This window comes from Sphingomonas sp. PP-F2F-A104-K0414, assembly GCF_004340945.1.
In the GTDB taxonomy this organism is placed as follows: domain Bacteria; phylum Pseudomonadota; class Alphaproteobacteria; order Sphingomonadales; family Sphingomonadaceae; genus Sphingomonas.
The window spans coordinates 81,693-106,914 of sequence record NZ_SLYD01000003.1; the positions used below are offsets into that span (position 1 = coordinate 81,693).

Sequence of the window (25,222 nt, forward strand, 5' to 3'; positions counted from 1 at the left end):
GTCGCAAGTTCGCAGCCGTGCAACATCTCGCCTGGGGTGGACCCGGGACCCGGGACGCTCGCCGGGCGCCTGGGGCGATATGTCTCAGTCGTGTCACGGATCGCTGGTGGGGACATTTCGAGGACATTCGTGATCGGTAGCGACCGCGGTGCAGGCCAATGCTGCGCCTGTCTGAAGAAAGGCCGATCATGCGCGTTGCCATCAAGGGTGTTTCGGCACCCGAACCCATCCGCCCCGCCGCCTCGCCCCCGCTTGTCGACAATCCCTTTGCGCCCGAGATCTTCGCGACCGGGTTCGCCGGGTTGGCGAACCTGAGCGGCGTGATCGTGCTGACGCTGGAAAGTGCGCGCTGCGACCATACGCGCCAGCCGCCGAGCGTCGACCGCGTCGTCGTCGGCCGGATCGCGCTGACCAGCAGCGCCGCGCAGGATCTGGTCGCTGGGCTCAACCAGTTTCTCGAACAGCAGGGGCTGAGCCCGTCCAAGGCGATCGCCGCCGGGGCGACGTTCCAGTGAGCGCGGTTGGGTATCCCTCGATCCGCCGGACTGTCCGGTTCGACGACATCGTGCGTTCCGGCAGGGCGGCTGCGAAGCGCGTCGTCTGGAGCGCGCCGACCATGCCGGGCGTCCGGATCCGGCGTATCGTGTTTGCCAAGAGTATTTCGGGACCCGCGCTGCGTTACCAGCCTGTAACAACCGTCACGGTATGACAGTTTTATGAAAGGCGATGAATAGAACCGTGTTCGCAAGACGACACCTTGCGGCGTAATGAGGAGAGTACCGGAACACCGCTTGTCGAGCGGGAAATCGCACCGCAAACCTGAGTGGCGGACCTTATCCGTACCCCACAACATCTGCCGCGGCGGTCAAGGATCGCGGTTCAGGGAGTATATTCATGCGTCTCGATTTCCGCGCACGCCTTTTGGCGTCCTCTCTCCTGTTGGGTATCGCCGGTCCAGCCTGGGCCCAGACTGCAGAGCCTCTGCCCGCCGATCCTGCCCCCGCTGCGACACCTGCCGCCGGTCAGGCCGAGCCAGCGGACGGCGACACGATCGTCGTGACCGGTTCGCGCCTCGGTGGCGACAGCCTGAAGCAGGCCTCGCCGATTTCCGTCGTCAGCGCCAAGGAGATCGCGCTGTCGGGCCAGATCAACGTCGAGAGCGTCCTCAAGGACCTGCCGCAGTTGATCCCCAGCACGACGGGTGCCTCGAACAACCCAGGCGGCGGCGTCGCGACCGCGGATCTGCGCGGGCTTGGTTCGACGCGTACGCTCGTGCTCGTCAACAATCGCCGGTACGTCGCGTATGATTCGAACCAGGTCGTCGATCTGAACACCATCCCGGCGGCGCTGATCGAGCGGGTCGACATCGTCACCGGCGGTCGCTCGGCGGTCTATGGGTCGGATGCGATCTCGGGCGTCGTCAACTTCGTGATGAAAAAGGACTTCAGCGGCGTTCAGGCCAATGCGAACTACCGCATCAACGAGGCGGGCGACGGCGGCACCTTCAACGGCAACCTGCTGCTCGGCGGCAATTTCGAAGATGGCCGCGGCAACGCGACGATCTATTTCGATTACACCAAGCGCAACGGCATCCTTCAGTCGGCGCGCGACTATTCGAAGCAGGCGCTGGTCGACGACGGCGACGGCAACCTGATCGCGGGCGGCTCGGGCTCGATCGAAGGCACGCGCTTCGCGCTCGGCGGCGTCAACCGCAAGTTCGAGACCGACGGCAGCTACACGCCGTACAACGCATCGACCGACGCGTATAACTATGCCCCCGCAAACTATCTCCAGGTCCCGCAGGAGCGGTTCCTGATGAGCGCGCAGACGCATTACGAGGTCAGCCCGGCGCTGAACGTGTATGCCGAGGGCCAGTTCATCAACAACCGCGTGAAGAACCAGCTCGCGCCGACGCCGTTCACCGGATCGGTCGCCCTCGACGTGGACTCGTCGTTCCTGTCGGCCGGCTCGCAGTCGCTCCTTCGCGGTCTCGACACCGACGGCGACGGCTATGTTACCTCGACGATCTACCGTCGTCTCACCGAAGTCGGTTCGCGTGTGTCGAACCTCGACAACACCGCCTATCGCGCGGTGCTCGGCGCCAATGGCGATATCGGTGGCGGCTGGAACTACGACGCCTATTACAGCTACTCGCGCACCAAATCGACCGAGACCCAGTCGGGCAACGTCTCGCGCAGCCGCGTGCTGCAGGCACTGCGCACGACCTATGATGCCAGCGGCAATCTGGTCTGCTCGGATACCAGCAACGGGTGTGTACCGCTCAATATCTTCGGCACGGGCAACATCAGTGCGGCCGCCGCCGATTTCATCACCATCCCGGCGCAGAACACCAGCACGATCAGCGAGCAGGTCGCCAGCGCGTCGATCTCGAACCGCAACCTGTTCGATCTGGGCGCAGGCCCCGTCGGTATCGTGTTCGGCACCGAATATCGCCGCGAGCACGGCAGCTACAATCCCGACTTCGCGCTGTCGTCGGGCGACGTCGTCGGCTTCAACGCAGGCGAAGGCCTGAGCGGCGGCTATGACGTCAAGGAAGCCTATACCGAAGTCGCGGTGCCGCTGCTGGCGAACATCCCGCTGATCAAGAAGCTCGAGGTGAACGGCGCGTACCGCTATTCCTATTATTCGACCGCGGCGAAGTCGGTGAACACCTATTCGGGTGGCGTGGTGTGGTCGCTGATCGACGACCTCTCGCTGCGCGGCCAATATTCGCGCGCCGTCCGGGCACCGACCGTGTCCGATCTCTACAGCGGGTCGTCGCAGGATTTCCCGGCGGCAACCGATCCGTGCACGACCGCGGTAGCGGTGACGAACACCAACCTCAACGCCAGCTGCCTCTCGACGGGCGTCCCGGCCTCGCTGATCGGTACCGCCTATGACGGCGGCAGCACGCAGATCCAGACGGTCAACGGCGGCAACCCCGCGCTGCGCGAGGAAACCTCCGATACCTATACGGGCGGCATCGTGCTGCAGCCGCGCTTCCTGCCGCGCTTCTCGCTCACGGTGGATTACTACAAGATCAAGATCGCCAACTACATCTCGACGGTCGGCACCACGAACCTGATCCGTGCCTGCTACGGCGATGCGGACAACGGGTATACGCCGTACAACGCCAGCTATTGTGCGTCGCTACCGCGCGATTCCAACAGCTATGCGATCACCGATGCGGTCAACACGCTCGCCAATACCGGCGGCGTGACCACCCGCGGCGTCGATTTCGAGGCACGCTACGGCCTGCCGCTCGGTTTCGGTGCGTTCGGGGCTGATACGAGCAAGCTCGACTTCCGGCTCAGCGGGACGCGGTTGATCGCGTTCAACTACAACCCGCTCGCCGCCATTCCCGATCTGACGATCAACTGCGCGGGCAAGTTCGGCCAGACCTGCGGCAATCCCTATGCAAAGTGGCGGCTGTCGGGGCGGACGACCTATTCGACCGGTCCGGTGACCGTGTCGGTGCTCTATCGCTATCTGTCGCCGGTGAAGGACGACGACAGCGGCACGATCTACGCGGTCGAGCGGATCAAGGCGTATCACTATTTCGACCTGACCGCGGCGTTCGACATCAAGCCGGGCTTCACCTGGTCGGTTGGCGTCAACAACATCTTCAACAAGCAGCCGCCGATCATGGGTGACAACCAGCAGCAGGCGAACACCTACCCGTCGACCTACGACCCGTACGGCCGGGCGTTCTTCGTCAGCACGAACGTCAAGTTCTAGGAGACCCTGTCCCTCTCCCCCCGCAAGGGGAGGGGGCAGCGCTGATAGACACGAAAAAGGGGCGGGGTGGTCACCACCCCGCCCTTTTTCGTGCGCCGCCTGTTCGGCGACCCGATGCGAAGGCCGCCCCGCCATCCCGCAGGAGTCAGCCAGCAGGACGATGGGGCGGTGTGGGTCAGAACTCGAAGTGGACCGAACCGATCACGGTGCGCGGCGCGCCGAAGGTGTAGCGCGTGGTGCTCGCCGACGAGGTGCCGGTGCTCAGATTGCCGAAATAGCGTTCGTTGAACAGGTTCGAGACGTTCAGCTGGAAGAACGTCTTGTCGAGCCCGGCAAACGCCAGATCGAACCGCGCGTCGAGGTCGACCGTGGTGTAGCCCGCGGCGATCAGGTCGTTGACGTCGGTGACGTAACGCTGGCCGACATGCTTGACCTGGGCGCCGATCGACACCGGGTCGAACGATGCCTGGACGCGGCCGCCATATTGCCACTTGGGCGTCTCGACGACGAACTTGCCCGCGGTCGCCGCGGTGATCGCGCCGGTGGTCGGGTCGACCGCATCGTCCTGCAGCTTGGCGTCGATGTACGAGGCGAACCCGTAGAGCGAGATGTTGCGGATCGGGGTGATGCCGAGGCTCGCGTCGACGCCCTTGCTCTTGACCGTGCCGACGTTGCGATCGGTGGTCAGCGTGCCCCCGCCCTCGAGCGTCGTCAGCGTCGAGATGATGCGGTTGTCGTAGTGGATGTACCAGCCCGCCAGCTGCGCCTGGATCAGCCGCGACGAATAGCGCAGCCCGAGATCGAACGAGTCGGTCTTTTCGGGCTTCACCTCGGCCACGGGCGAGATCTTGACGTCGTCGAACGCGTACAGATTGTCGGTGCGCGGGGCCGAGAAGCCCTTGGCATAGCTGGCGAAGATGCTCGCATTCGGGGTGAAGGCATAGGTCATGCCGACGTTCGGCAGCACCGCGTTGTACGACTTGATGCGGTTCTTGTAGGGCGCGCCGTACGTGGCCGTGGTCGCATTGGCGGCAACCTGCTCGGCGGTTTGCGAGGTGCAATAGCCGTCACTCGAATTGCCCGGGATCGTGTAGCAATAATTGGTGAGGTTGCGGCGGAAGAACGGTGCGCGCAGGCCCAGCGTCAGCTTCAGCGCATCGCCGAAATACGACCCGCGATACTCGCCCGAAACCTGGTGGAGGATCGCGTAGGACAGGCGGTTGCGCTTGTTGACGACGTTGCCGGCGGCATCGAGAATCGCCGAACTGCCTTCGCCGTCGAGCGCGCTGAACACATCGTACGGATTGCCGTTTGCATCGAGCAGGCTGGCCTCGCCGGTCTGGCGATGGCGGGCGCGGTCCCACGTATAGGCGAAGCGGACCGCGTTGTCGGCGTCGATGTCATAGCGCAGCCCGGCGATCGCGGTGAAGCGCTGCGTGCGGGTGTTCGACGGGAAATACGCACGGACATAGTCGAGCGTGTCGCCATCGCCGCTGATGTCGACGCCCGCCGCGGTCCCTGCACCCAATCGCTGGAGCTGATAGGTGTAGACGCTGGTCGCCGCCGCCGTGCCCGCAGCATTGGTCGCGTTCGCATTGCTCTCGGCGAATACCGCCGACCCGCCGCCATTGGCGCGCGTAAAGCTGTAGGCACCGTCGAACGTGAAGACGAGCTTGTCGGTCAGCGTGTAGCGCGAGTTGACCCGGAAATTGCCGGTATTCGACGGGTTGATGGCGGTAGACGCCGCATTCCCGCACGACGACCGGTCGTTCTGGCTGGTGCCGTTGACGCCGCTCGCCGAGGGCAGCGAACAGCTGGCGTCGTAGAGATACGCGTTGGTCTTGTCGTCGAAGACCGTGTCGTATTGCGCATTGTTCAGGTCGAGCGTGTACGGCGTCGCAGCGCTGACCCCGGTCGTCGGCACGACCGTCGTGCCGAGCGTGGTGCGGATGTTGGCCAGCGTCGGGTTGCTGTACGAGCTGTTGCGGTTCTGGTTGTAGTTCGCGCCGAACGCGATGAAGTCGCCCTTGCTGCCGATCGGCTGGTACAGCTTGGCATTATATTGCTGCCGGTTGATCTCGCCCGAGCCGCGGAACTGGTCGTAGCGTTGCTCGCTGGCGGACACCCAGGCCTTGGTACCGAACGAGGTGAACACGCCGGTATCGATCTTGGCGAAGACGCGGTTCATGTCGTTGGTGCCGTGTGAATAGGCGACGGTCGCGCCCAGCTTGTCCTTCGGCATCACCGACCGGTAATTGACCGTGCCGCCCGACGCGCTGGCGGTCGGTGAATCGACGTCGGTCGCGCCGAAATTGACGTTGACCTGCTCGATCAGCTCGGGATCGAGCTGCTGGTTCGAATAGATCGCATAATTGCCCGAATCGTTGAGCGGAATACCGTCGAACGTCAGCGAGATGCGGTTGCCGTCGAACCCGCGGATCCGCAGCTGGCCACCCGAGCCGCCATAGGGATCGCTGTTGGTGAAGTTGACGCCGGGCACCAGGTTGATCGTGTCGAGGATCGTCTGGCCGGGCGTGCGACGCTCGATCAGTTCCTGCGTCAGGACCGCCTTCGCCTTTGGTGTATCGGGCGTCTGGATGCCGTTGACGTCGGGCTTGGCCCGCGATCCGCTGACGACGATGTCCGATTCCGCATCCACCGTGCCGGTCGACTGCGCCTGCGCCATCGCCGGCAGGACCAGCGTCGCGAGTGCCGCGCCGCAGAATAAAGTCTTACGCATCTAAACCCCTTTAAAGATCGATCGAGCTGCGACGCGATGATTGCGGTCGCAGTGCGATCGATCCGATATGGAGCGAAGATGACAGTATAGGGTCTATTGGCGGGCGCCGATGTTTTCGCGGCGTGCTGTTGTAGCGATATCCCGGTATGTGTCCGAACGTGTCACATATCTTGCAGTGGTGCTTTGATATCGTCGGACTTTGCTACGGATGCATCATGCAACGACCGTCGCGTGCGGGGTCGTCAGCAGATGCAGCAGCCCGGGAGCGGGGCGGGCGATCGCGTGAACGCCGAGGGCCTCGAGCGCCGGAGCCGAAGCGCGGTCGGCGTCCTTGAGGCGAATGCGCAGGCGCGTGCCGTGCTGCGTCGCCGCCTCGACATTGTCCGCGCCCCCGAGCGCTGCGAGCGTCGCCGGGGTCAAGCGGATGTCGGCGAGCTTGGCGGCGGGGGCGATCGCTGCCGGTGCCGTACCACCTGCTGCGATGGAATCGCGGATCTCGACCGCGACCGAATCGGCGATCGGGCCGAGCACGATCTGGAGTGCATTGGCCGATGGACGGATCAGGCCACGGGCGCCGAGCGCCTTGAGACGGGCTTCGTCGACCGCACCCTGGTCCGCGACGATCAGGCGCAGGCGGGTCGTGCACGCGCCGACGCTGGTAAGGTTGGCCGCGCCACCTAAGGCTTCGGCGAAGGCAGCACCGCGCTCGCTCTTGGCGACGGTCGCCGCAGCGACGGGCGCGTCGCGCTCGCGGCCGGGCGTGGGGAGGTCGAGGCGCTTGATGACGGTGCGGAACAGCACGTAGTAGATCGCGGCATAGGCGAGCCCGACCGGGATCAGCAGCAGCGGCTTGGTCGCCTTGCCGTAGTTCAGCACGTAATCGAACAGTCCGGCGGAGAAGCCGAAGCCGAGCTTGACGCCCAGCGCGTTCATCAGCGCCATCGACACGCCGGTCAGCACCGCGTGGATCGCGTAGAGCACGGGGGCGAGGAACATGAAGCTGAACTCGATCGGCTCGGTCACGCCGGTCAACGCCGAGGTCAGCGCAAGGCTCAGCAGCATGCCGCCGACCGCTTTGCGGCGCTCGGGCAGCGCGGCATGATACATCGCCAAGCAGGCGGCGGGCAGGCCGAACATCATCACGGGGAAGAACCCGGCCATGAACGCGCCGGCGTTGGGGTCGCCTGCAAAGAAGCGGCGGAGGTCACCCGTCGTGCCGTGATAATCACCGGCGACGAACCAGACGATATTGTTGAGGAGGTGGTGGAGCCCGGTGACGAGCAGCAGGCGGTTGAGCAGCCCGAACGCGAACAGGCCGAACCCACCGGCGCCGCTGATCCCGTAGCTGAGGCCGTCGATGCCCATGCTGAGTGCGCCGAAGCCGAGGCCGATGACCAGCCCAAGTGCGAGGCCTGCGACGCCGCTGACGATCGGCACGAACCGGCGGCCGCCGAAAAAGGCCAGGTATTCGGGCAATGCTATCGCGGAGAAGCGGTTGTAGAAACTGCCACCGATCAAGCCGGAGAGGATGCCGATCGGCACGTCGAGCCGGGTGATCGCCTTGGCCTTCCACGCCGCGGTGGCGAGTGCGATCGTGTCGCCGGTCAGGCCTTTCAGCGCGTCGGCGGGGACGGTCATCAGCGCTTGTGCGCCCTGTGTCGTGACGAGGTAGCAGACCACGCCGGCGAGACACGCGGCGCCATTGCCGTCGCGCGCGAACCCTGTGGCGACGCCGATCGCGAACAACAGGCCGAGATGCGAGAAGATCGCGTCACCGGCGGCGCTGAGCACCGCGATATCGAGCAGGTCGGGCTGGCCAAGGCGCAGCAGCAGCCCGGCGACGGGGAGCACCGCGATCGGTAGCATGAGCGCACGGCCGAGCGGCTGGAGGGCTTCGAGCACGGACTTCATGGGCGGAACTCCCGGGCGAGCGTTCGCACGTCCGCGGCTGAGATACAGTTCATGGCCGCGGCGGCATGCGCGCGGCAGGCGTCGATCGTGAGAGTCGCGACCAGCGCTTTGATCTCGGGGACAAGCGCGGGTGCGGACGAGAGTTCGGTGACGCCGAGGCCGATCAGGATCGGTACGGCGAGCGGATCGGAGGCGAGGCCACCGCACACGCCAGTCCATTTGCCGTGGACCGCGCCGCCTTCGCAGGTCCGCGCGATCAGGCGCAGAACGGCGGGATGAAGCCCGTCGAGGTCGCTCGCGACCGCCGGATTGCCGCGGTCCATCGCGAGCGCGTATTGCGTCAGGTCGTTGGTGCCGATCGACAGGAAGTCGGCTTCGCTGGCGAGCAGGTCAGCAGTGATCGCGGCGGCGGGTGTCTCGATCATGATGCCGAGCGCGACGTGCTCCGTGTGGCCGGTCGCGGCGGCGGCGGCGTCGAGCGCGGCGCGGACCGCGCGGAGTTCGGCGAGGCTCGCGATCATCGGCACCATGATCCGGCACTGGCCGGCGGGGCGGACCGCGAGGATTGCACGCAACTGGGCGTCGAGCATCTCGGGATGGGCCAAGCCAACGCGGATGCCGCGCAGTCCAAGTGCGGGATTTTCTTCTGCGGCGATCGGGAGGTAGGGCGCGGGCTTGTCGCCGCCGATGTCGAGCAGGCGGACGATCAGCGGGCGACCGTCGAGCGTGTCGGCGATGCGCTGGTAGTCGGCGGTCTGCTCTTCGACGCCGGGGGCGCTGTCGCGTTCGAGGAACAGGAATTCTGTGCGGAGTAGACCGCAGCCTTCGGCGCCGTTGCGGACCGCGGCTTCGGCATCGTCGGCCGAGCCGAGATTGGCGAAGGCTTCGATGCGGACGCCGTCCTGCGTGCGGCATTCGCGCGCGGCGTTGGCGAGCGCGACGCGGCGGCGTTCGGTTTGCGCGTCGAACGCGGTTTGGGCGGTCGCCAGCGTCTCGGCATCGGGGGCGACGTGGAGCAGCGCTGCGCCGGCGTCGAGGATCAGCGGCGTGTTAGCCGTGATCTCGGCGAGGGCTGGGCCCACGGCGACGAGGGCTGGGAGCCCCATCGTCGCGGCGAGAATCGCGACGTGCGAGGTGGGCCCGCCGCGCTCGACGCAGAAGCCGACGATCGACGCGGTGTCGAGGCCGAGCAAGTGCGAGGGGAGCAGGTCGTCGGCCAGCAGGATCGTGCCGGGCGGGAAGCTGAGGCGTTCGTCGATGTCTTCGCCGGCGAGTGCGCGGAGCACCTGGCGTTCGAGGTCGAGCATGTCGTCGGCGCGTTCGGCGAGGCGGGCGTCGCCGGTTGCTTTTAGCGCATCGGCCTGCGCGCGGATCGCGGTGCGCCATGCATAGGCGGCGCTGTCGCCTTGCGCGATCGATGCGTGGGCGGCGTCAGTGAGGGTCGGGTCGTCGAGCAGGGCCGAATGCGCCGCGAGGATCGCGCGTTCGGCGCCGGTCGCGGTTGCCGATTTGGTGGCGAGGCGCGTGGTGACGGTGGCGAGTGCGGCATCGAGCGCGGCGCGTTCGGTGGTCGGGTCGGCGCCTTCGCGAACAACAGCGATTTCCGCGAGGCGGAAGAGCCCGGCCTGGCCGATCGCGATGCCGGGGGAGGCGGTGACGCCGGGCAGGCGGCCGTCAGCGGGGAGGGTTGTGGCTTTAGCGGCATCGCCCTTCTGTTCCCCCGCGGAGGCGGGGGGCCAGGAGCCAAGGGCGCCATCGTTTGTGATTCCTGGGCCGCCGCCTTCGCGGGGGAACGCGGCGGCGGCGGGGGCCGCAACGGATCCGGCCTTTTCGTCCATGCCGCCGAGGATCAGGTCGCCGATCGCGGCGAGCGCTTCCGCGGCATCAGGACCGGTGGCGGCGAGCGTGATTTCGTCGCCGAGCTTTACGCCAAGCGCCATCAGCGCGACCGGGCTGCGGACGTTACCGTCGCGCTCATCCTTTGTAATTTTGACTTCGGACACGAACTTCCGCGCGATCTCGCCGATCCGGGCGGCCGGGCGCGCGTGGATGCCGTGGACCAGCGGCACGACGATCGTGCGGCGGACCGTGTCGCCTTCGATTATAGCGACGTCGGCAGCATCGACGCGGGGTTCGAGCGTCATCATCGCCTCGCCGACACCGACCAGCTTGTCCGTCTCGCGGCGGACGATCGTGAAGCGTTCGGGGTTGGTGACGATCACCGCCGTGATGACCGCCCGCGCTTCGCAGACCAGCAGGTCGAGGTCGAAGCGGATCAGCGGGTCGCCGCGCTGGACGGTCGCGCCCTCCCTCACGCAAGGGCTGAACCCGCGCCCACCAAGCGCCACCGTGTCGAGCCCGATATGCATCAGGATCTCGGCGCCCTCGGGCGTGCGCAGCGTGATCGCGTGGCCGCTCGCATGGACGCTCAGCACGACCGCGTCGCACGGCGCGTGCAGGCAGTCGCCGGTCGGGTCAACGGCGATCCCGTCGCCCATCATCCGTTCGGCGAAGACCGGGTCGGGAACCGCCTCGAGAGGCGATGCCCAGCCCTGAAGGGGCGACGTCAGGATGATAGGTTTCATGGCTTTACGTCCTGCCCGCGACCAGTTGGCCGCCGATCCATGTGCCCGCGGGCATCAGGTCGGCGGTGAGCGCGACCCAGTCGGCGCGCAGCCCTGGGGCAAGGGCGCCGCGTTCGTGCGCGAGGCCGAGGAAGGCGGCGGGGTTGGTCGCCGCCATCGCCGCTGCGGTGGCGACATCGGTATGAGTCCGCGCGACGAAATTGCGGACCGCGCCGGCCATGTCGAGATCGGAGCCGGCGAGCGTCCCGTCCTCGCCGAAGCACTTGCCATCCTCGACATGGATCAGGCGCCCTTGCAGGCGGAAATCCTTGTCGACCGCGCCGACCGACGGCATCGCGTCGCTGACCAGCATCAACCGGTCGTTGGGCCGGGCGTTGAGCGCGAGCCGGAGCGCTGCGTCGTGGACGTGGAGACCGTCGGCGATCAGCCCGCAATAAACTTTGCGATCGTCGAGCGCGGCGCCGACCACGCCCGGCGCGCGGTGGAGCAGCGGCGACATCGCGTTGAACAGATGCGTGATGCCGCTGAGGCCCGCCCCGACCGCGTCGATGATCGTCTCGTAACCCGCATCGGTATGACCTGCGCTGACGATCACGCCGCCTGCGACCAGCCGCGCGATCGACGCCGCGTCTGTCAGTTCGGGTGCCAGCGTCACCATCACGCGACCCTTGCGCGGACGGATCAGCAGCGCGATCATCGCGTCGTCGAGCAGCCGGAACTTGGCGGGGTCGTGGATGCCCTTGCGCGACGGGTTGATCCACGGGCCTTCGATGTGCGCACCGACCACGCCGGGCACGCCAGCCAGAATCGCGGCGTCCATCGCGTCGAGCGTCGCTGCGATCACGTCGGGCGTGTCGCTGATCAGCGTCGGCATGAACGCGGTCGTGCCGTAGGGCCTATGCGCGGCGCCGATCGCGGCGATGCCTTCGACGGTCGGCTGGTCGTTGAGCAGCACGCCGCCGCCGCCATTCACCTGCGTGTCGACGAAGCCGGGGACGAGCCAGCCACCGTCCAGGTCGATCGCCTCGGACGCGACCCGCTCGAGCGGGGTAATCAAGGCGATCCGGTCGCCGACGACGCGGATCGTCGCGCCGTTCAATAGTCCGTCGCGGGTAACGACGGTGCCGTTGACGACGTGGAACCGGGACTCGTTCATGTCATGCGCACTCATACCGTTCCCGCTCATACCGTCTTCGTCACCTTGCTAAGATGCAGAGGCGCATCGGGATTGAGGCCGCGACGCAGCGACAGGGCATTGGCCATGCGGTAAAAGCTCTGGATCATGAGGATCGGTTCGATCGCGGGATGCGCGGTGTAGGCGGCGGGGGCGGTGTCGCCATTCGCCTTCGCATCGGCGAGGCAGACGCGCGCGCCACGTGCGCCGAACTCGGCGGCGGCCTCGCGCACGCCGTCGCCGGCGGTGTCGGAGGTGGCGAACGCGATCACCGGGAAGCCGTCATTGACGATCGCCATCGGTCCGTGGCGGACTTCGGCGGCGCTGAACGCCTCGGCATGGAGCGCGCAGGTTTCCTTAAGCTTCAACGCCGCTTCCTGCGCGATGCCGTAGCCATAGCCGCGACCGATCACGAACAGGTTGTTGGCGTCGGCCAGCGCATCGACCACCGACGTCCAGTTCGCACCGAATGCGAGCGTCAGCATGTCGGGGAGCGTGTCGATCGCCTTGGTCAGCGCGTCGTTCTGCGACCATGCCGCGGTCAGGGCTGCGAACGCCGCGAGCGCGCAGATATAGGATTTGGTCGCCGCGACCGAGCGCTCCGGGCCGGCCTTCAGCGCGATCATCGTGTCGGCCATCTCGGCGAGCGGCGAGGTCTCGTCGTTGACGAACGCGACGACATGCGCGCCGGCAGCCTGATAGGCGGACACGGTCGAAAGCAAGTCGGGGCTGCGACCGCTCTGCGATACCGCGATGACCAGCGCGGTGCCCGGCGCCATCGGTGCGGCATAGACCGACGACACCGACGGCGCCGCCGAGGCGACGGGAACGCCGAGCAGCGTCTCGATCAGGTATTTGCCATAGGTTGCGGCATGATCCGACGAGCCGCGCGCGCAGGTCACGACCACCGCTGGCGGTGCGGCGCGGAGGCGCTTACCGAGTGCGGCCAACGCCTCACGGTTGGCGGCGAGCAGCCGCGCGACCGCGTCGGCGGCCTCGGCGGCCTCGCTGTACATCAGCGTCTGCGGCGACGCGGTGGTCGCGGTGATAGTCTCGGTCACGGTATGCCCCCCGGCCGGCGCCCGTGCGCCAGCGTCAGATGTCGTTGAGTTCGGCGACGAGATCGTACGCGTCGCCACGGTAATAGGATTGGGTGAATTCGGCGGCCCGCCCATCGCGCAGGAAACCGCGGCGTTCGATGAACAGGCCGGCATGGCCTGCATCGACGCCGAGCATCTTGGCATGCTCCGGGCTGAAATGGACCGCGCGCAGGCGTTGCAGCGCGCGGACCGGACGGTTGCCCGCCGTCTCGAGCGCTTCGTACAACGAGTCCTGGACGGCATCGATCGTCGGCAGGCAGTAGCCGGCGATCGTCGAGTATTCGAGCGCCATCGGCGTGTCGTCGGCGTAGCGGATGCGCTGGAACCGGTACACCGCCGAGCCAGGCGACAGTCCGAGCGACAGCGATTCTTCAGGCGTCACCATGCCGATCGTCCGGCTGACCCACGCGCTGCTCGGCGTCCGGCCGCGCGACTGCATGTCTTCCGAGAAGGACGACAGCTTCGAAAAGCTCTTCTCGACGCGCGTGGCGACGAACGTCCCCGCGCCGCGGCGGCGGGTGAGCAACCCCTCCTCGACCAGCCCGCCGATCGCTTTGCGGACGGTGATGCGCGACACGTCGTATTCTATCGCAAGATCGCGTTCGGCCGGCAGCGCGTCGTCCTTGGCCAGCACGTTGCGGTTGATCGCATCGCGGATCAGTTGCTGGAGCTGAACGTACAACGGCGCGGGATTGCCATCCCGGAACCTGCCAATGCTTGTCGAAAAGGACATGGACGCGACTTTCAATGGTGTCGGCACGAGCTTTGCGAAGCGCGGACCAACAGCAGGGGAATGGGATACGTTATATATTGGTATTGTTCAAGCGGGTTGCGGATCGAAGGAATCGAGTACCATCTTCAGGTCGCGGACACGGTGTGCATCGGTGACCCTTCGATGGGGCGCGGAGAACCCGAATTGGCGTTCGCGGGTATCGTCATGCGTTTCGGTCGGCGAGAGCGTGGCGCCGCACGACGCATGAACCTCGCGCAGGCCGACATCGAGGAAGCAGGTCGCATTGCCCGCATCGATGCCGCTGCCGGGCAGAATGACGATCCGTCCGGCGGCGGCGCGGTGGAGCGCCTCCAGCATCCGCACGCCGTCGATCGCCTTGGGCGCGCCGCCGGAGGTCAGGATCCGATCGAAGCCGAGCGCGATCGCGGTCTCGAGCGCTGCGGGAAGGTCCGGGCAAAGGTCGAATGCGCGGTGCAGCGTCAGCGAGAGCGGCGACCCGCGCGCCGCACCGCAGGTTCGCGCATGGTCGACGAGGTGCGTCAGAAGGGAGATATCGAGACTATGATCCGCCGCGCTGGCGCCGATCACGACTCCCGCCAGTCCTGCGTCAGCCGCCGTGGCGATGTCCGCGGCGATCAATGCCGCCTCGCGTGCGCTGTACCGGAAGCCCCCTTCACGCGGGCGCACGAGCATATGGACAGGGATAGGCAGGTCGCGTGCTGCGGCGATCAGCGAGGGCGTCGGGGTCAATCCGCCGAGCGCCAGCGCCGCGCAGAGCTCGAGGCGATCGGCGCCCCCCGAAACTGCCGAATCGACGCCGGTGATGTCGTCGACGCAGATTTCGAGGGTCATTCGCCGGCTTTCGATTGGTCGTAATTTTATTACGTCTGGCCGATCGAGTCGGTGTGTTCAACGACAAAGTGGCAATCACAAAGCAAGAAAAGGTATTGCGACCATGACCGATCCTCGACGGCCGCCAGTCCGTCCCCAACGGGTACGTCGCATATAAATCGCTATTAAACAGCAACTTAACCGATCGTCGCAAAAGTTCCGCCGCATGGTAACCAAACTGTAATTACCGATGGATTTCGTAATCAAATTGGTTATACGATATCCGTACCAGACCGCACATATAGCGACCAAAATAGTACCAGCGGTAAGGGTGGATGTGGCGCGGAGTTTCCGGGTCGGGATGACGCCGCGGCGTCGATTGGGAAGGGGCTTTGACGATGGTTTTCCGTAAGCAGGTTTTGTTGGCGTCGAGCGCGATCACGTTCAGTCTTGCAGGCTCTCTTTTCGCCCCATCGGCGATGGCGCAGGTCGCGACCACCTCCCCGACAACGACGCCCCCGACAACCACGCCTGCGGGTTCGGATACGCAGAACGGTGCACCCGCCACCGTCGATGCCGACCAGGACATCGTCGTCACCGGTATCCGCGGCAGCCTGCGCAGCGCGATTGCGGTTAAGCGTAACGCCAACGCTGTCGTCGACGTGATCTCGGCCGAGGATATCGGCAAGTTCCCCGATCGCAACGTCGCTGAGTCGCTGTCGCACATCCCCGGCGTCAGCATCGATCGTCGTTTCGGCGAGGGCGAGAAGGTCGCGATCCTCGGCACCGATCCCGCGCTCAACCGCATGCTGCTCGACGGCCACGCGCTCGCCTCGGCCGACTGGGGTGGCAACGACAACGACCCGTCGAGCCGCACCTTCAACTATTCGCTGCTGGCGCCCGAGCTGGTCGATCGCCTCGAGGTCTACAAGTCGCCCGAGCCGCGGATCGAGGAAGGCAGCCTCGGCGGTACGGTCATCGTCCGCACCCGTCGTCCGCTCGACCTGAAGGCCAACGCGATCTTCGCCTCGGGCGGCTATTCGTACAATGACCGTTCGGACAAGGGCAACGTCCGCGGCTCGGGTCTGTACAGCTGGAAGAACAAGGACGAGACGTTCGGTGTCCTCGTCGCCGCGACTTACGACAAGCAGAGCCTGACGCGCTCGGGTGTCGAGTTCTTTGGCTATGACAACGTTGCGGCGAATGCGGACGGCACGCGCAACAGCCCGTTCGTCAACCGTGCACAGGACGGTACGCTGAGCCTGAAGAGCCCGGGCGCGACCATCACCGGCGGGACGATCGCCGATCTCTACAACGCGGCCTCGCCGTTCGGGATCAACTACGCGTATTTTCAGCAGACGCGCGAGCGCAAGAGCGTGTCGGGAACGGTGCAATATCGTCCGTCGTCCGATCTGACATTCACGCTCAACGGCCTGCACATCGACGGCAACTACAACAACTACAGCCAGTCGATGTACACGATCCCCGGCGCCTGGACCGGCGACGTGCTGCAGTCGGCGACGATCAGCAACGGCGTCGTCACCGGCGCATCGTTCGGTGCCGCGAACAGCCAGTCCGCACAGCTCGACACGCTGGTACGCAAGACCAAGCTGAAGACCGACAACCTCAATTTCTTCACCGATTGGGAAGGCGATGGCGGCGCAAAGGTCTCGTTCGCGGGCGGCTGGAGCAAGGCGACCGGCGGGCGTAACCCGGAATATCTGTTCAACGTCCAGACCAAGCTGCCGTACAGCTATGCGTTCACCGACACGACCGCGACGGTGAATTTCGTCGGCGACCAGACCAACCCGGCGAACTATTTCACCAACCCCAACAACAACCCTGCGCAGATCGAAGGCCGTCCGGTCGTCGTCAAGGGCACGCAGCTGAACGCCGCGCAGATCGGTGGACTTGACTACAGCGTCACCACCGACCGCGACATCTTCGGCGGCTATGACGCGACGATCCCGGTCTCGTTCGGGCCGTTCACCGAAATCCTGCTCGGCAGCCGCGTGACCGACCATGTCAATAAGATCGATGCGCGCGGCATCAATACGTACCTGACCAGCTCGCAGACGATCGCGCAGCTCGGCGTGCCGGTGCTGATTACGCCGAGCGGCACGTTCGACGGCAGCGGCGGCATGGGCAACGCGACCAGCTATCTGAACCTGCCCGAGCAGTCGGTGATCGACATCCTCGCCGGTGCGATCAACAGCCCGCTGGTGAACAAGATCGGCGCCTCGACCAAGGTCAAGGAGACAGTCATCGCCTCCTATGCGCAGGCCAATTTCGACCAGGGCGGGTTCCGCGGCAACATCGGTGGCCGTCTGGTCTATACGCGCGATATCTCGAACTTCGCGACGACGCCGAGCGGTGTGGTGAACCCACAGCCGGTGCCGACGCGGACCTCGACCGACTATATGAAGTTCCTGCCGAGCCTCAACATCGCCTATTCGGTCAACCCGCAGGTGATCATCCGCGGTGCGGTGGCGCGCGTGATCTCGCGGCCACGGTATCAGGATCTGGCGGCGGCGACCTCGCTCAACGACACCACGCTGGATGGCGGCGGCGGCAACCCGAACCTGAAGCCGTATGAGTCGACCAACTACGAACTGACCGCGGAATGGTATCCGCGCGCCGGTACGCTGCTCGCGGTCGAGCTGTTCCGTCGCGATATCGAGAACTACATCATCAGCTCGCGCCAGAACGTCGATTACTTCAACGCGCTGCAGAACCGGATCACGACCTATAACGTCAGCCAGCCGATCAACGGCGCCAAGGCCAAGGTCAACGGCGCGCTCGTCTCGGGCCAGGCGGAAATCTGGGGCGGCTTCGGTCTCCAGGCGAACTATTCGTACCAGGACAGCAGCACCTCGTCGATCGACGTGACCGGCGCCGAGCTCAACCTGCCGTATCTGTCGAAGCACACGGTCAACATCATCCCGTATTTTGAGAGTGGGCCGTTCCAGGCACGGCTGAGCTACAACTATCGCACCGCGTATTTCCGGACGATCGGTCGTCTGGGATCGCGCGAGATGGTGGCACCGTACAACCAGCTCGATTTCTCGGCCGGGTTCAACATCACGCCGGCGATCACGCTGTCGGTCAACGCGCAGAACCTGCTCGACGCGACCTATCTCCAGTACAATACTACGCGCGATCGTCCGACCGCGTTCTACAAGAACGGTCGCACCTTTGCGGCATCGGTATCGTTCCGGATGTGACGTCTCGGCGCGCCGAAAACGGCGCGCCACCCTCCTCGACGGAAGTACGACGGAACGCATGATATCGGGATGTATCAGGGCAGGGTTGCGGCGGATCGGGCATTACGGTGTCGGGTTCGCCTCGGCCGTCCTGATGCTGGTGCCGCTATTGGAGCCGCTGCCCGCTGCGGCGGAACAGATCGGTCTCGATGCGGGGTGGAGCTTTTGGTTGGCGAAGGATGCGCCAGCTGATCCCGCGTGGCTGAAGGCTGATCCGGCGGGGGTGGAGAGCGTCGTTGTCCCGCATAGCTGGCCGCTGTCGCGCGGCGCTGGTGCGGAGGGTGTCGGCTGGTATGCGCGGACGCTGGTGGTGCCCGAGGCGATCGTCGGCAAGCATCTCGAACTCCACTTCGACGCGGTGTTCTATGCCGCGCGCGTCTGGGTGAACGGGACGCTCGTCGGCACCCATGAGGGCGGGCATACCGCGTTCGATATCGACGTCTCGAAGGTGCTGAAGCCCGGCGCGAATCGGATCGTCGTTGCCGCCGACGACCGGCCGGGGTTCGTGACGATCCCGGGGTATGCGATGCGGCTCCAGGCGTCGGGCAACGTCTGGTACGATTGGTGGCATAGCGGCGGGATCACGCGCGACGTGTCGCTGCGGATCGCCGAGCGCGGGCTGATCCGCCGCCAGCGTATCCGGCAGGCTCTGAAAGCCGACAGCGCGATTGTCACGAGCGGCGTCGGAATCGAGAATGTCGATTCCAAACCACATGATTATTCTCTTACGACGATCGCGATCGATCCCGACGGCCGCGTGGTTGCACGGGCTTTCACAGGGGTGACGGTGGCCGCGTCGTCCGCCGCGACGCCCGACGCCGCGCTGACGATCGCCAAGCCGCAACTGTGGCAGATCGGTGCGGGCAAGCTCTACCGGATCGTCGCCGAATTGCGCGACGAGAAAGGCGTCGTGCTCGATCGGCGCGAGGACACGGTAGGTCTGCGCACGCTCGCGCTCCGTGACCGGAAACTCTACGTCAACGGTGTCGCGGTGCGGCTGACCGGGGTGACGCGGCACGAGGATTCGCCGTGGGAAGGTGCCGCGGAAACGCGTGGCACGATCCTCCATGACATGCGCGATCTGAACGCATTGCACGTCACGCTGACGCGGCCGGTGCATTATCCGCAGCCGCAGAGCGTGTTCGACGCCGCCGACCGCGCGGGGATGCTCCTGATCCCCGAAATTCCGATCTGGCAGATGACCGCGGCGCAGCTGGGCGATCCCCGGCTGCTGGTACGTGCCAAGGCGATGATCGCCGAAATGATCGCCGAAAGCGGCAACCATCCGAGCGTGCTCGCGTGGAGCGTGATGAACGAGAGCGAGGCCGCGACGCCGCAGGGGCTTGCGTTCGTCAAGGCGATGAAGGCGCATATCAACGCGATCGATCCGGGCCGGTTCGTGACGTTCGCGGATTCGCAGATCGCGGAGCGTGCCGTACGCGTGCCCGCCCTGGTCGAGGCGGATTTCGTCATGGCCAACGCCTATTTCGGCACCTGGAGTGGCGCCGCGGACAAAGTAGGGCCGTGGCTCGACGCGTTCGACAAGGCGTATCCGGACCGGATGCTGGTGATCTCCGAATTCGGCTGGCCGGGGCCGTTCTCGCACGATTCTGCGAGCGCGGACGTCGCGCGCACCGAAAACCTCAAGGACCAACTCGCGGCGTTCGCGACGCGGCCCTGGGTCGGTGGCGCGATCTTCTGGAGCTATGCGGACTATCGCTCGAACAAGAACCTCTTCGCCGGCATGGCCGATGGCTATGTCGATCACGGTCTCGTCGATGCCGATCGCCAGCGCCGCCCGAGCTATTTCGCGTGGGAAGCCGCCAACCGCGACGTTTCCGCGAAGGTCGATCTGACGATGGCGGGCGAGACGCCGACCGGCTTCACTGCCACCGTGATGGGCGCCGCGAAGGCTGCGTTGCCCTCCTATCCGCTGGTCGGCGCGCGGCTGCACTGGCGGGCGATCGGCGGCGATCGCGTCGTGCTCGGCGAGGGCGAACAGGCGCTTCCGGTCATCGCACCCGGCGGCACCGCGACGGTGTCCGCGGCCTGGACCGGTCGTCTTACACCCGTCACCGTGACCGTCGATATCCTCACTGCGGAGGGTGCGCGCGCCGGCGGCGTCGTCCGCGACTACGAACCGTTCAAGGCCGGCTCCGCCGTCTACCCACCCGATCCAGCGCAATTGCCGAAGGACCCTAAATGATCCGTTTCCGCCCTCTGGTGCTCGCGCTGCTGATGTCCTCGACCGCGGCGGTGGCCGAAGGGCCGAAGCTCATCCCGATGCCCGCGTCGAGCGAGACGCATGCCGGCACGCTGACGATCGGCGAAGGTGCCGGGATTGTCGCGAGCGACGCAGGCGCGAAGACCGCGGCCAAGCTGCTCGCGCAACAGGTCAAGGTCGTGCGCGGGCTCTCGCTCGCGAGCGACGCCGGCACCGGCCCGATCCGGTTCGTGCGCGACGCGAGCGTGGCGGGTGACGAGGCCTACACGCTGACCGTCGATGCGAAGGGCGTAACGATCGCAGCGAGCGGCGATGCGGGGCTCGTCCACGGCGCGATGACGCTGGCGCAGTTGCTCAGCCCCGATGCGGCGGTCGGCAAGCCCGTGACGCTCGCGGCGATGACGATCCGCGATGCGCCGCGGTTCAAATGGCGCGGACTGATGATCGATCCGGCGCGGCATTTCGTGCCGATGCCGACCTTGTACGCGATGGTCGATCAGCTCGCGGCGCAGAAGATGAACGTGCTGCATCTCCACCTGACCGACGATCAGGGCTGGCGCGTCGAGATCAAGCGTTATCCCGACCTGACCCGGATCGGCGCGTGGCGGACGCCGCCGTCTGCGGGTGGCGCGCCGGGCGAGAAGGTCGGCGGGTTCTACACGCAGGCCGAGCTCAAGGCGCTGGTCGCGTATGCGCAGGAGCGCGCGATCACGATCATGCCGGAGATCGACCTGCCCGGCCATGCGCAGGCCGCGGTCGCGTCGTATCCGGCCGAAGTCGGCGTGCTCGGCGATCGGCCCGCGGTCGGTCACGACTGGGGCGTGAACCCGTGGCTGTTCAGCCCCGAGGATCGCAGCATGACCTTCATCAAGCACGTGCTCGACGAGCTGATGGACGTGTTTCCGTCGCAGTTCATTCATCTCGGCGGCGACGAGGCGGTCAAGGACCAGTGGGAGCGTTCGCCCGCGGTGCAGGCCAAGATGAAGGCGCTCGGGCTGAAGACCGAGATGCAGATGCAGAGCTGGATGATCGACCAGCTCGGCGAGTATCTCGCCAAGCACGGCCGCCGGCTGATCGGCTGGGACGAAATCCTCGAGGGTGGCTTGCCGCCATCGGCCTCGGTGATGTCGTGGCGCGGCGAGAAGGGGGCCGTCGATGCGGCGAACCAGGGGCATGACGTCGTGCTGAGCCCCGCGCCGATCCTGTATCTCGACAGCTTGCAGAGCATGCGGAGCGACGAGCCGCCGGGCCGTATCTCGAACGGCGATGCGATCGTGCCGCTCGCCCGGCTCTACGCATATGAGCCAGAGCCGGCGGGGCTCGCGCCCGACAAGGCGAAGCATGTGCTGGGGGCGCAGATCAACGCGTTCAGCGAGTATTTCGTGACGCCCGAACAGCTTCAGCACGCGACGTTCCCGCGGCTGTCGGCGCTGGCCGAGCGGACCTGGTCGCCGAAGTCGACGCAGGATTTCGCGAACTTCGTGGCGCGGCTCGAGCCGCAGATGGGCCGCTATGCCCGCGCCGGTATCGCCGCGGCGGACAGCGCGTTCGCGGTCGACTTCGCGGTGCGGGGCACGCGCGGCGATGCGCTGCGTCGGGGCAAGGTGGCGGTGACGCTGGCTACGCAGACGGGTTATGGTACGATCCGTTATACGCTCGACGGCAAGGCGCCGACCGCGCGGTCGAAGGCCTATGCCACGCCGTTGTCGGTGAAACCCGGTGTCACCATCCGTGCCGCCGCCTTTGCCAGCGACGGTCGTCCGACCGCGGAGCCGCGGCTGTTCGAGACGAGCCGGGTCGCGCTGCTGCGCCGGTCGAGTTCGGAGCTGGTCGCGTGCCCCGATGGCGCGATCGGCCTGCGCGTGCCGCTGACGTCGGAGGCGACCGCAAATACGCCGGTATTCAACGTCAACATCTTCGACACGTGCACGATGTATCCGGCTGCCCCGCTGGATGTGGCGCGGAGCTTCACCGTGAATGTCGCGCGGTTGCCGCGGCATTACGGGCTAGCGCATGACGAGAAGGCGTTGCGGCGGCATTATGCGGTGACGACGTATGGCGAACTGGTGGTGCGGACCGGCGGCTGCACCGGTACGATCGCGGCGACCTTCCCGCTGCCGAACCCGGCGACGAGCCCGAACCGCATGAGCTTCCGTGGCACGCTGCCCGAGGGGAAGGGCGATGCGGATATCTGCCTGTTGTTCACGGCGTCGATGGAGTCGCCGTTCTACGCGGTCGAATCGATGCAGCTGTCGGAGAAGAAGTGATGCGGCGTACGGCTGTTCTGCTGCTCGCCGCGATCGTTGCGACGCCCGCCTGGGCGGCACCCCGCACGAGCGTCATGCTCGACAAGGGCTGGTCGATGCGGATTGATCCGGCCGATACCGCTGCGGCGAAGGCGCACCCGAAGGCGGCACGCTGGTTGCGCGCGACCGTGCCGGGGAGCGCGCAGACCGACCTGATGGCCGCGAAGATCGTCCCCGATCCGTACAAGGGCCTGAACGAGGCGAAGATCCAGTGGGTGGGTCTGACCGACTGGCAATATCACACCGTCGTGCGCGCGACGCCCGAACTGCTGGCGCGCGATCATATCGACCTGGTGTTCGACGGGCTCGACACCTTCGCCGAGGTGCGGCTGAACGGCACGCGGTTGCTGGCGGCGGATAACGCGCATCGACGCTGGCGCGTGCCGGTCAAGGCGGTGCTGAAGCCCGGCGCGAACGAGCTGCTCGTCACATTCCGCTCGCCGATCCGTACGTTGCAGCCGATGGTGCTGAAGACCGCGCACCCGCTGCCCGGCGAATATGATTCGATCTATGGCGACGAGCCGATGGGCAAGCAGACCTCGCCCTATATCCGCAAGCCGAAATACCAGTACGGCTGGGACTGGGGTCCGCGGATCGTCACGCAGGGGATCTGGCGTCCGGCGCGGATCGAGGCGTGGGACGACGCGCGGATCGAGGCGTTTCGGGTTACGCAGGAAGGGCTGACCAAGTCCGAAGCGCGGCTTTCGGCCGAACTCGACGTGGCGGCGGGCCAGGAGCGGCCGGTTAATGTGCAGGTCGCGGTCACGGGGCCAGACGGTCGCGTGACGCAGGCGGCGCGGACCGTCACCGTCGCCGCGGGCGCGAGCCATGTGGCGGTGCCGGTGAGCGTCGCCAATCCGCAGCGCTGGTTTCCCGCGGGCTATGGTGCGCAACCGCTCTACACCGTGAAGGCGACGCTGACCGACGGAACCACGACGATCGACACCGCGCAGCGCCGCACCGGCTTGCGCACCGTCGAGTTGCGCCGCGACAAGGACGCCGCAGGGCGCGGGTTCGCGTTCGTTGTCAACGGCATCCCGGTGTTCGCCAAGGGCGCGAACCTGATCCCGTTCGATATGTTTCCCGCGCGTGTGCCCGAGAGCCAGCTCCGCACCGTCATTGCCGGCGCGCGCGACGCCAACATGAACATGATCCGCGTGTGGGGCGGCGGCTATTATCTCGACGACGCGTTCTACGACCTTGCCGACCAGATGGGCTTGATGGTGTGGCAGGACTTCATGTTCGGCGGCGCCGTCACGCCCCCCGACCGCGAGTTCCGCGAGACCGTCCGGATCGAGGCGGAGGAACAGGTCGACCGGCTCCAGGCGCATCCCTCGATCGTGCTGTGGTCGGGCAATAACGAGGTGCTCAGCGGCTGGGCCAACTGGTCCGACCGGATCGCGTTCAAGAAGGCGGTCGGCGCGGATGAGCAGGAGCGGATCGGCGTCGGCATGGCGGTGATCTTCGACCGCGTGCTGCGCGATGCCGCCGAACGCCGCGATCCCGATGCCGTCTATTGGCCGGGCTCGCCGAGCAACAATTACGAGGACAAGCCCGACATCGATGGCGATGGCGACCGGCATTACTGGGACGTCTGGGGCGGCAAGAAACCGGTCGAGGCGTATCTCGACAGCTGCCCGCGGTTCATGTCCGAATACGGGCTGCAGTCGATGCCCGAGATGAAGACAATCCGGACGTTTGCGACCGACGCCGACTTCTCCCCGACCTCGCCGGTGATGAAGGCGCACCAGAAGTTCCTCAAGGGTGAGGGCAACGACCGGCTGCTGTTCTACATCCGCGAGAAATACCGCGAGCCGCGCGACTTCGCCGAGTTCGTGTATCTGAGCCAGGTGATGCAGGCGGAGGGGATCGAGCTCGCCGCGCTGCATCACCGTGCATGCCGGCCGGTGACGATGGGGTCGCTGTTCTGGCAGATCAACGACGTCTGGCCGGGCGCGTCATGGGCCAGCATCGATTATTATGGCCGCTGGAAGGCGCTGCAATTCCGCGCACGGCATTTCTACGCGCCGCTGGCGATCGCCGCGGAGCGCAAGGACGGGTCGACCAAGGTGAGCCTGATCTCAGACGCGACGGTGCCGACCGAGGCGAAGTGGCGCGTGCGGACGTTAGACGTCGACGGCAAGGTTCTCGCGACGACCGAGACGCCGGCGAAGCTGGCGCCGTTGTCAGCAACGGCAGTCGCGACGCTGCCCGATGCGACCCTGTTCGCGGGTGGCGATCCGGCGCGGACGATCGCGGTGGCAGAGTTACTTGTGGATGGCCGCGTGACGTCGCACGTGCTGGTCTCGGCGGCACCCAAGACGATGACGCTCCCCGATCCGGGACTGACCGCGGCCTGGGAGACCAATCGCCTAACACTGACCGCGACCAAGCTCGCGCGCGCGGTCTGGATCGATTTCGGCAAGGTCGAGGCGACGCCGTCGGACAATGCGTTCGATCTGCTGCCGGGGGAGAGTATTACGGTGACTGTTGCTTCGAAGGCGTCCGCGGCGGCGCTGCGGCGTGCCTTGTCGGTCCGCACTCTGGCCGGTGTCGCGGCGGTGAAGTCGTGATGCGCGGTTACGCCCCCGCAGCCTCGTCGGCCCAGAAAGTGCGC

General features: G+C 66.2%; 13 protein-coding genes. 6 read left to right on the forward strand and 7 right to left on the reverse strand.

Annotated features, from left to right (window positions below; translation table 11 throughout):
* Positions 1 to 188 precede the first annotated feature (188 nt).
* Positions 189 to 515, forward strand: coding sequence for a hypothetical protein (locus C8J46_RS07580; RefSeq protein ID WP_132737118.1), 327 nt, complete (start codon positions 189 to 191; stop codon positions 513 to 515).
* 379 nt (positions 516 to 894) lie between these two features.
* Positions 895 to 3,738: a TonB-dependent receptor gene (locus C8J46_RS07585; RefSeq protein WP_132737121.1), complete on the forward strand. Its 2,844-nt coding sequence runs from the start codon at positions 895 to 897 to the stop codon at positions 3,736 to 3,738.
* A gap of 175 nt (positions 3,739 to 3,913) precedes the next feature.
* Here the strand turns inward: C8J46_RS07585 and C8J46_RS07590 are convergent, their stop codons facing one another.
* The 7 genes from C8J46_RS07590 to C8J46_RS07620 all read right to left on the reverse strand — a co-directional run bounded on the left by C8J46_RS07590 (position 3,914) and on the right by C8J46_RS07620 (position 14,833).
* Complete coding sequence (locus C8J46_RS07590) at positions 3,914 to 6,478, reverse strand: TonB-dependent receptor (RefSeq protein ID WP_132737124.1); 2,565 nt, start codon at positions 6,476 to 6,478, stop codon at positions 3,914 to 3,916.
* A gap of 213 nt (positions 6,479 to 6,691) precedes the next feature.
* Complete coding sequence (gene nagE, locus C8J46_RS07595) at positions 6,692 to 8,389, reverse strand: N-acetylglucosamine-specific PTS transporter subunit IIBC (RefSeq protein WP_132737127.1); 1,698 nt, start codon at positions 8,387 to 8,389, stop codon at positions 6,692 to 6,694.
* Positions 8,386 to 10,974, reverse strand: coding sequence for a phosphoenolpyruvate--protein phosphotransferase (gene ptsP, locus C8J46_RS07600; RefSeq protein WP_132737130.1), 2,589 nt, complete (start codon positions 10,972 to 10,974; stop codon positions 8,386 to 8,388). The genes nagE and ptsP overlap by 4 nt, the downstream gene beginning before the upstream one ends.
* Before the next feature lie 4 nt (positions 10,975 to 10,978).
* Positions 10,979 to 12,130, reverse strand: coding sequence for an N-acetylglucosamine-6-phosphate deacetylase (nagA, locus tag C8J46_RS07605; RefSeq protein ID WP_132737133.1), 1,152 nt, complete (start codon positions 12,128 to 12,130; stop codon positions 10,979 to 10,981).
* A gap of 26 nt (positions 12,131 to 12,156) precedes the next feature.
* Positions 12,157 to 13,164: an SIS domain-containing protein gene (locus C8J46_RS07610; protein WP_132738190.1), complete on the reverse strand. Its 1,008-nt coding sequence runs from the start codon at positions 13,162 to 13,164 to the stop codon at positions 12,157 to 12,159.
* 79 nt (positions 13,165 to 13,243) lie between these two features.
* Positions 13,244 to 13,981, reverse strand: a complete 738-nt coding sequence (locus C8J46_RS07615) for a GntR family transcriptional regulator (RefSeq protein ID WP_132737137.1) — start codon at positions 13,979 to 13,981, stop codon at positions 13,244 to 13,246.
* 87 nt (positions 13,982 to 14,068) lie between these two features.
* Positions 14,069 to 14,833 carry a copper homeostasis protein CutC gene (locus C8J46_RS07620; protein WP_132737139.1) on the reverse strand — a complete coding sequence of 255 codons (765 nt, stop codon included), beginning with the start codon at positions 14,831 to 14,833 and terminating at the stop codon, positions 14,069 to 14,071.
* A gap of 377 nt (positions 14,834 to 15,210) precedes the next feature.
* Here C8J46_RS07620 and C8J46_RS07625 point away from each other — a divergent pair, with 377 nt between their 5' ends.
* The 4 genes from C8J46_RS07625 to C8J46_RS07640 are packed head-to-tail and all read left to right on the forward strand — an operon-like array spanning position 15,211 to position 25,178.
* Positions 15,211 to 18,036 (forward strand): TonB-dependent receptor, encoded by a 2,826-nt coding sequence (locus C8J46_RS07625; protein ID WP_132737142.1) that lies wholly within the window; start codon positions 15,211 to 15,213, stop codon positions 18,034 to 18,036.
* Positions 18,037 to 18,094: 58 nt separating this feature from the next.
* Complete coding sequence (locus C8J46_RS07630) at positions 18,095 to 20,281, forward strand: glycoside hydrolase family 2 TIM barrel-domain containing protein (RefSeq protein ID WP_132737144.1); 2,187 nt, start codon at positions 18,095 to 18,097, stop codon at positions 20,279 to 20,281.
* A complete protein-coding gene (locus tag C8J46_RS07635; RefSeq protein ID WP_132737147.1) occupies positions 20,278 to 22,566 on the forward strand; it encodes a family 20 glycosylhydrolase in 2,289 nt (762 codons plus the stop codon). The genes C8J46_RS07630 and C8J46_RS07635 overlap by 4 nt, the downstream gene beginning before the upstream one ends.
* Positions 22,566 to 25,178 (forward strand): glycoside hydrolase family 2 protein, encoded by a 2,613-nt coding sequence (locus tag C8J46_RS07640; protein WP_132737149.1) that lies wholly within the window; start codon positions 22,566 to 22,568, stop codon positions 25,176 to 25,178. Before C8J46_RS07635 ends, C8J46_RS07640 begins: the two co-directional genes overlap by 1 nt.
* The last annotated feature ends 44 nt before the right edge of the window (positions 25,179 to 25,222 follow it).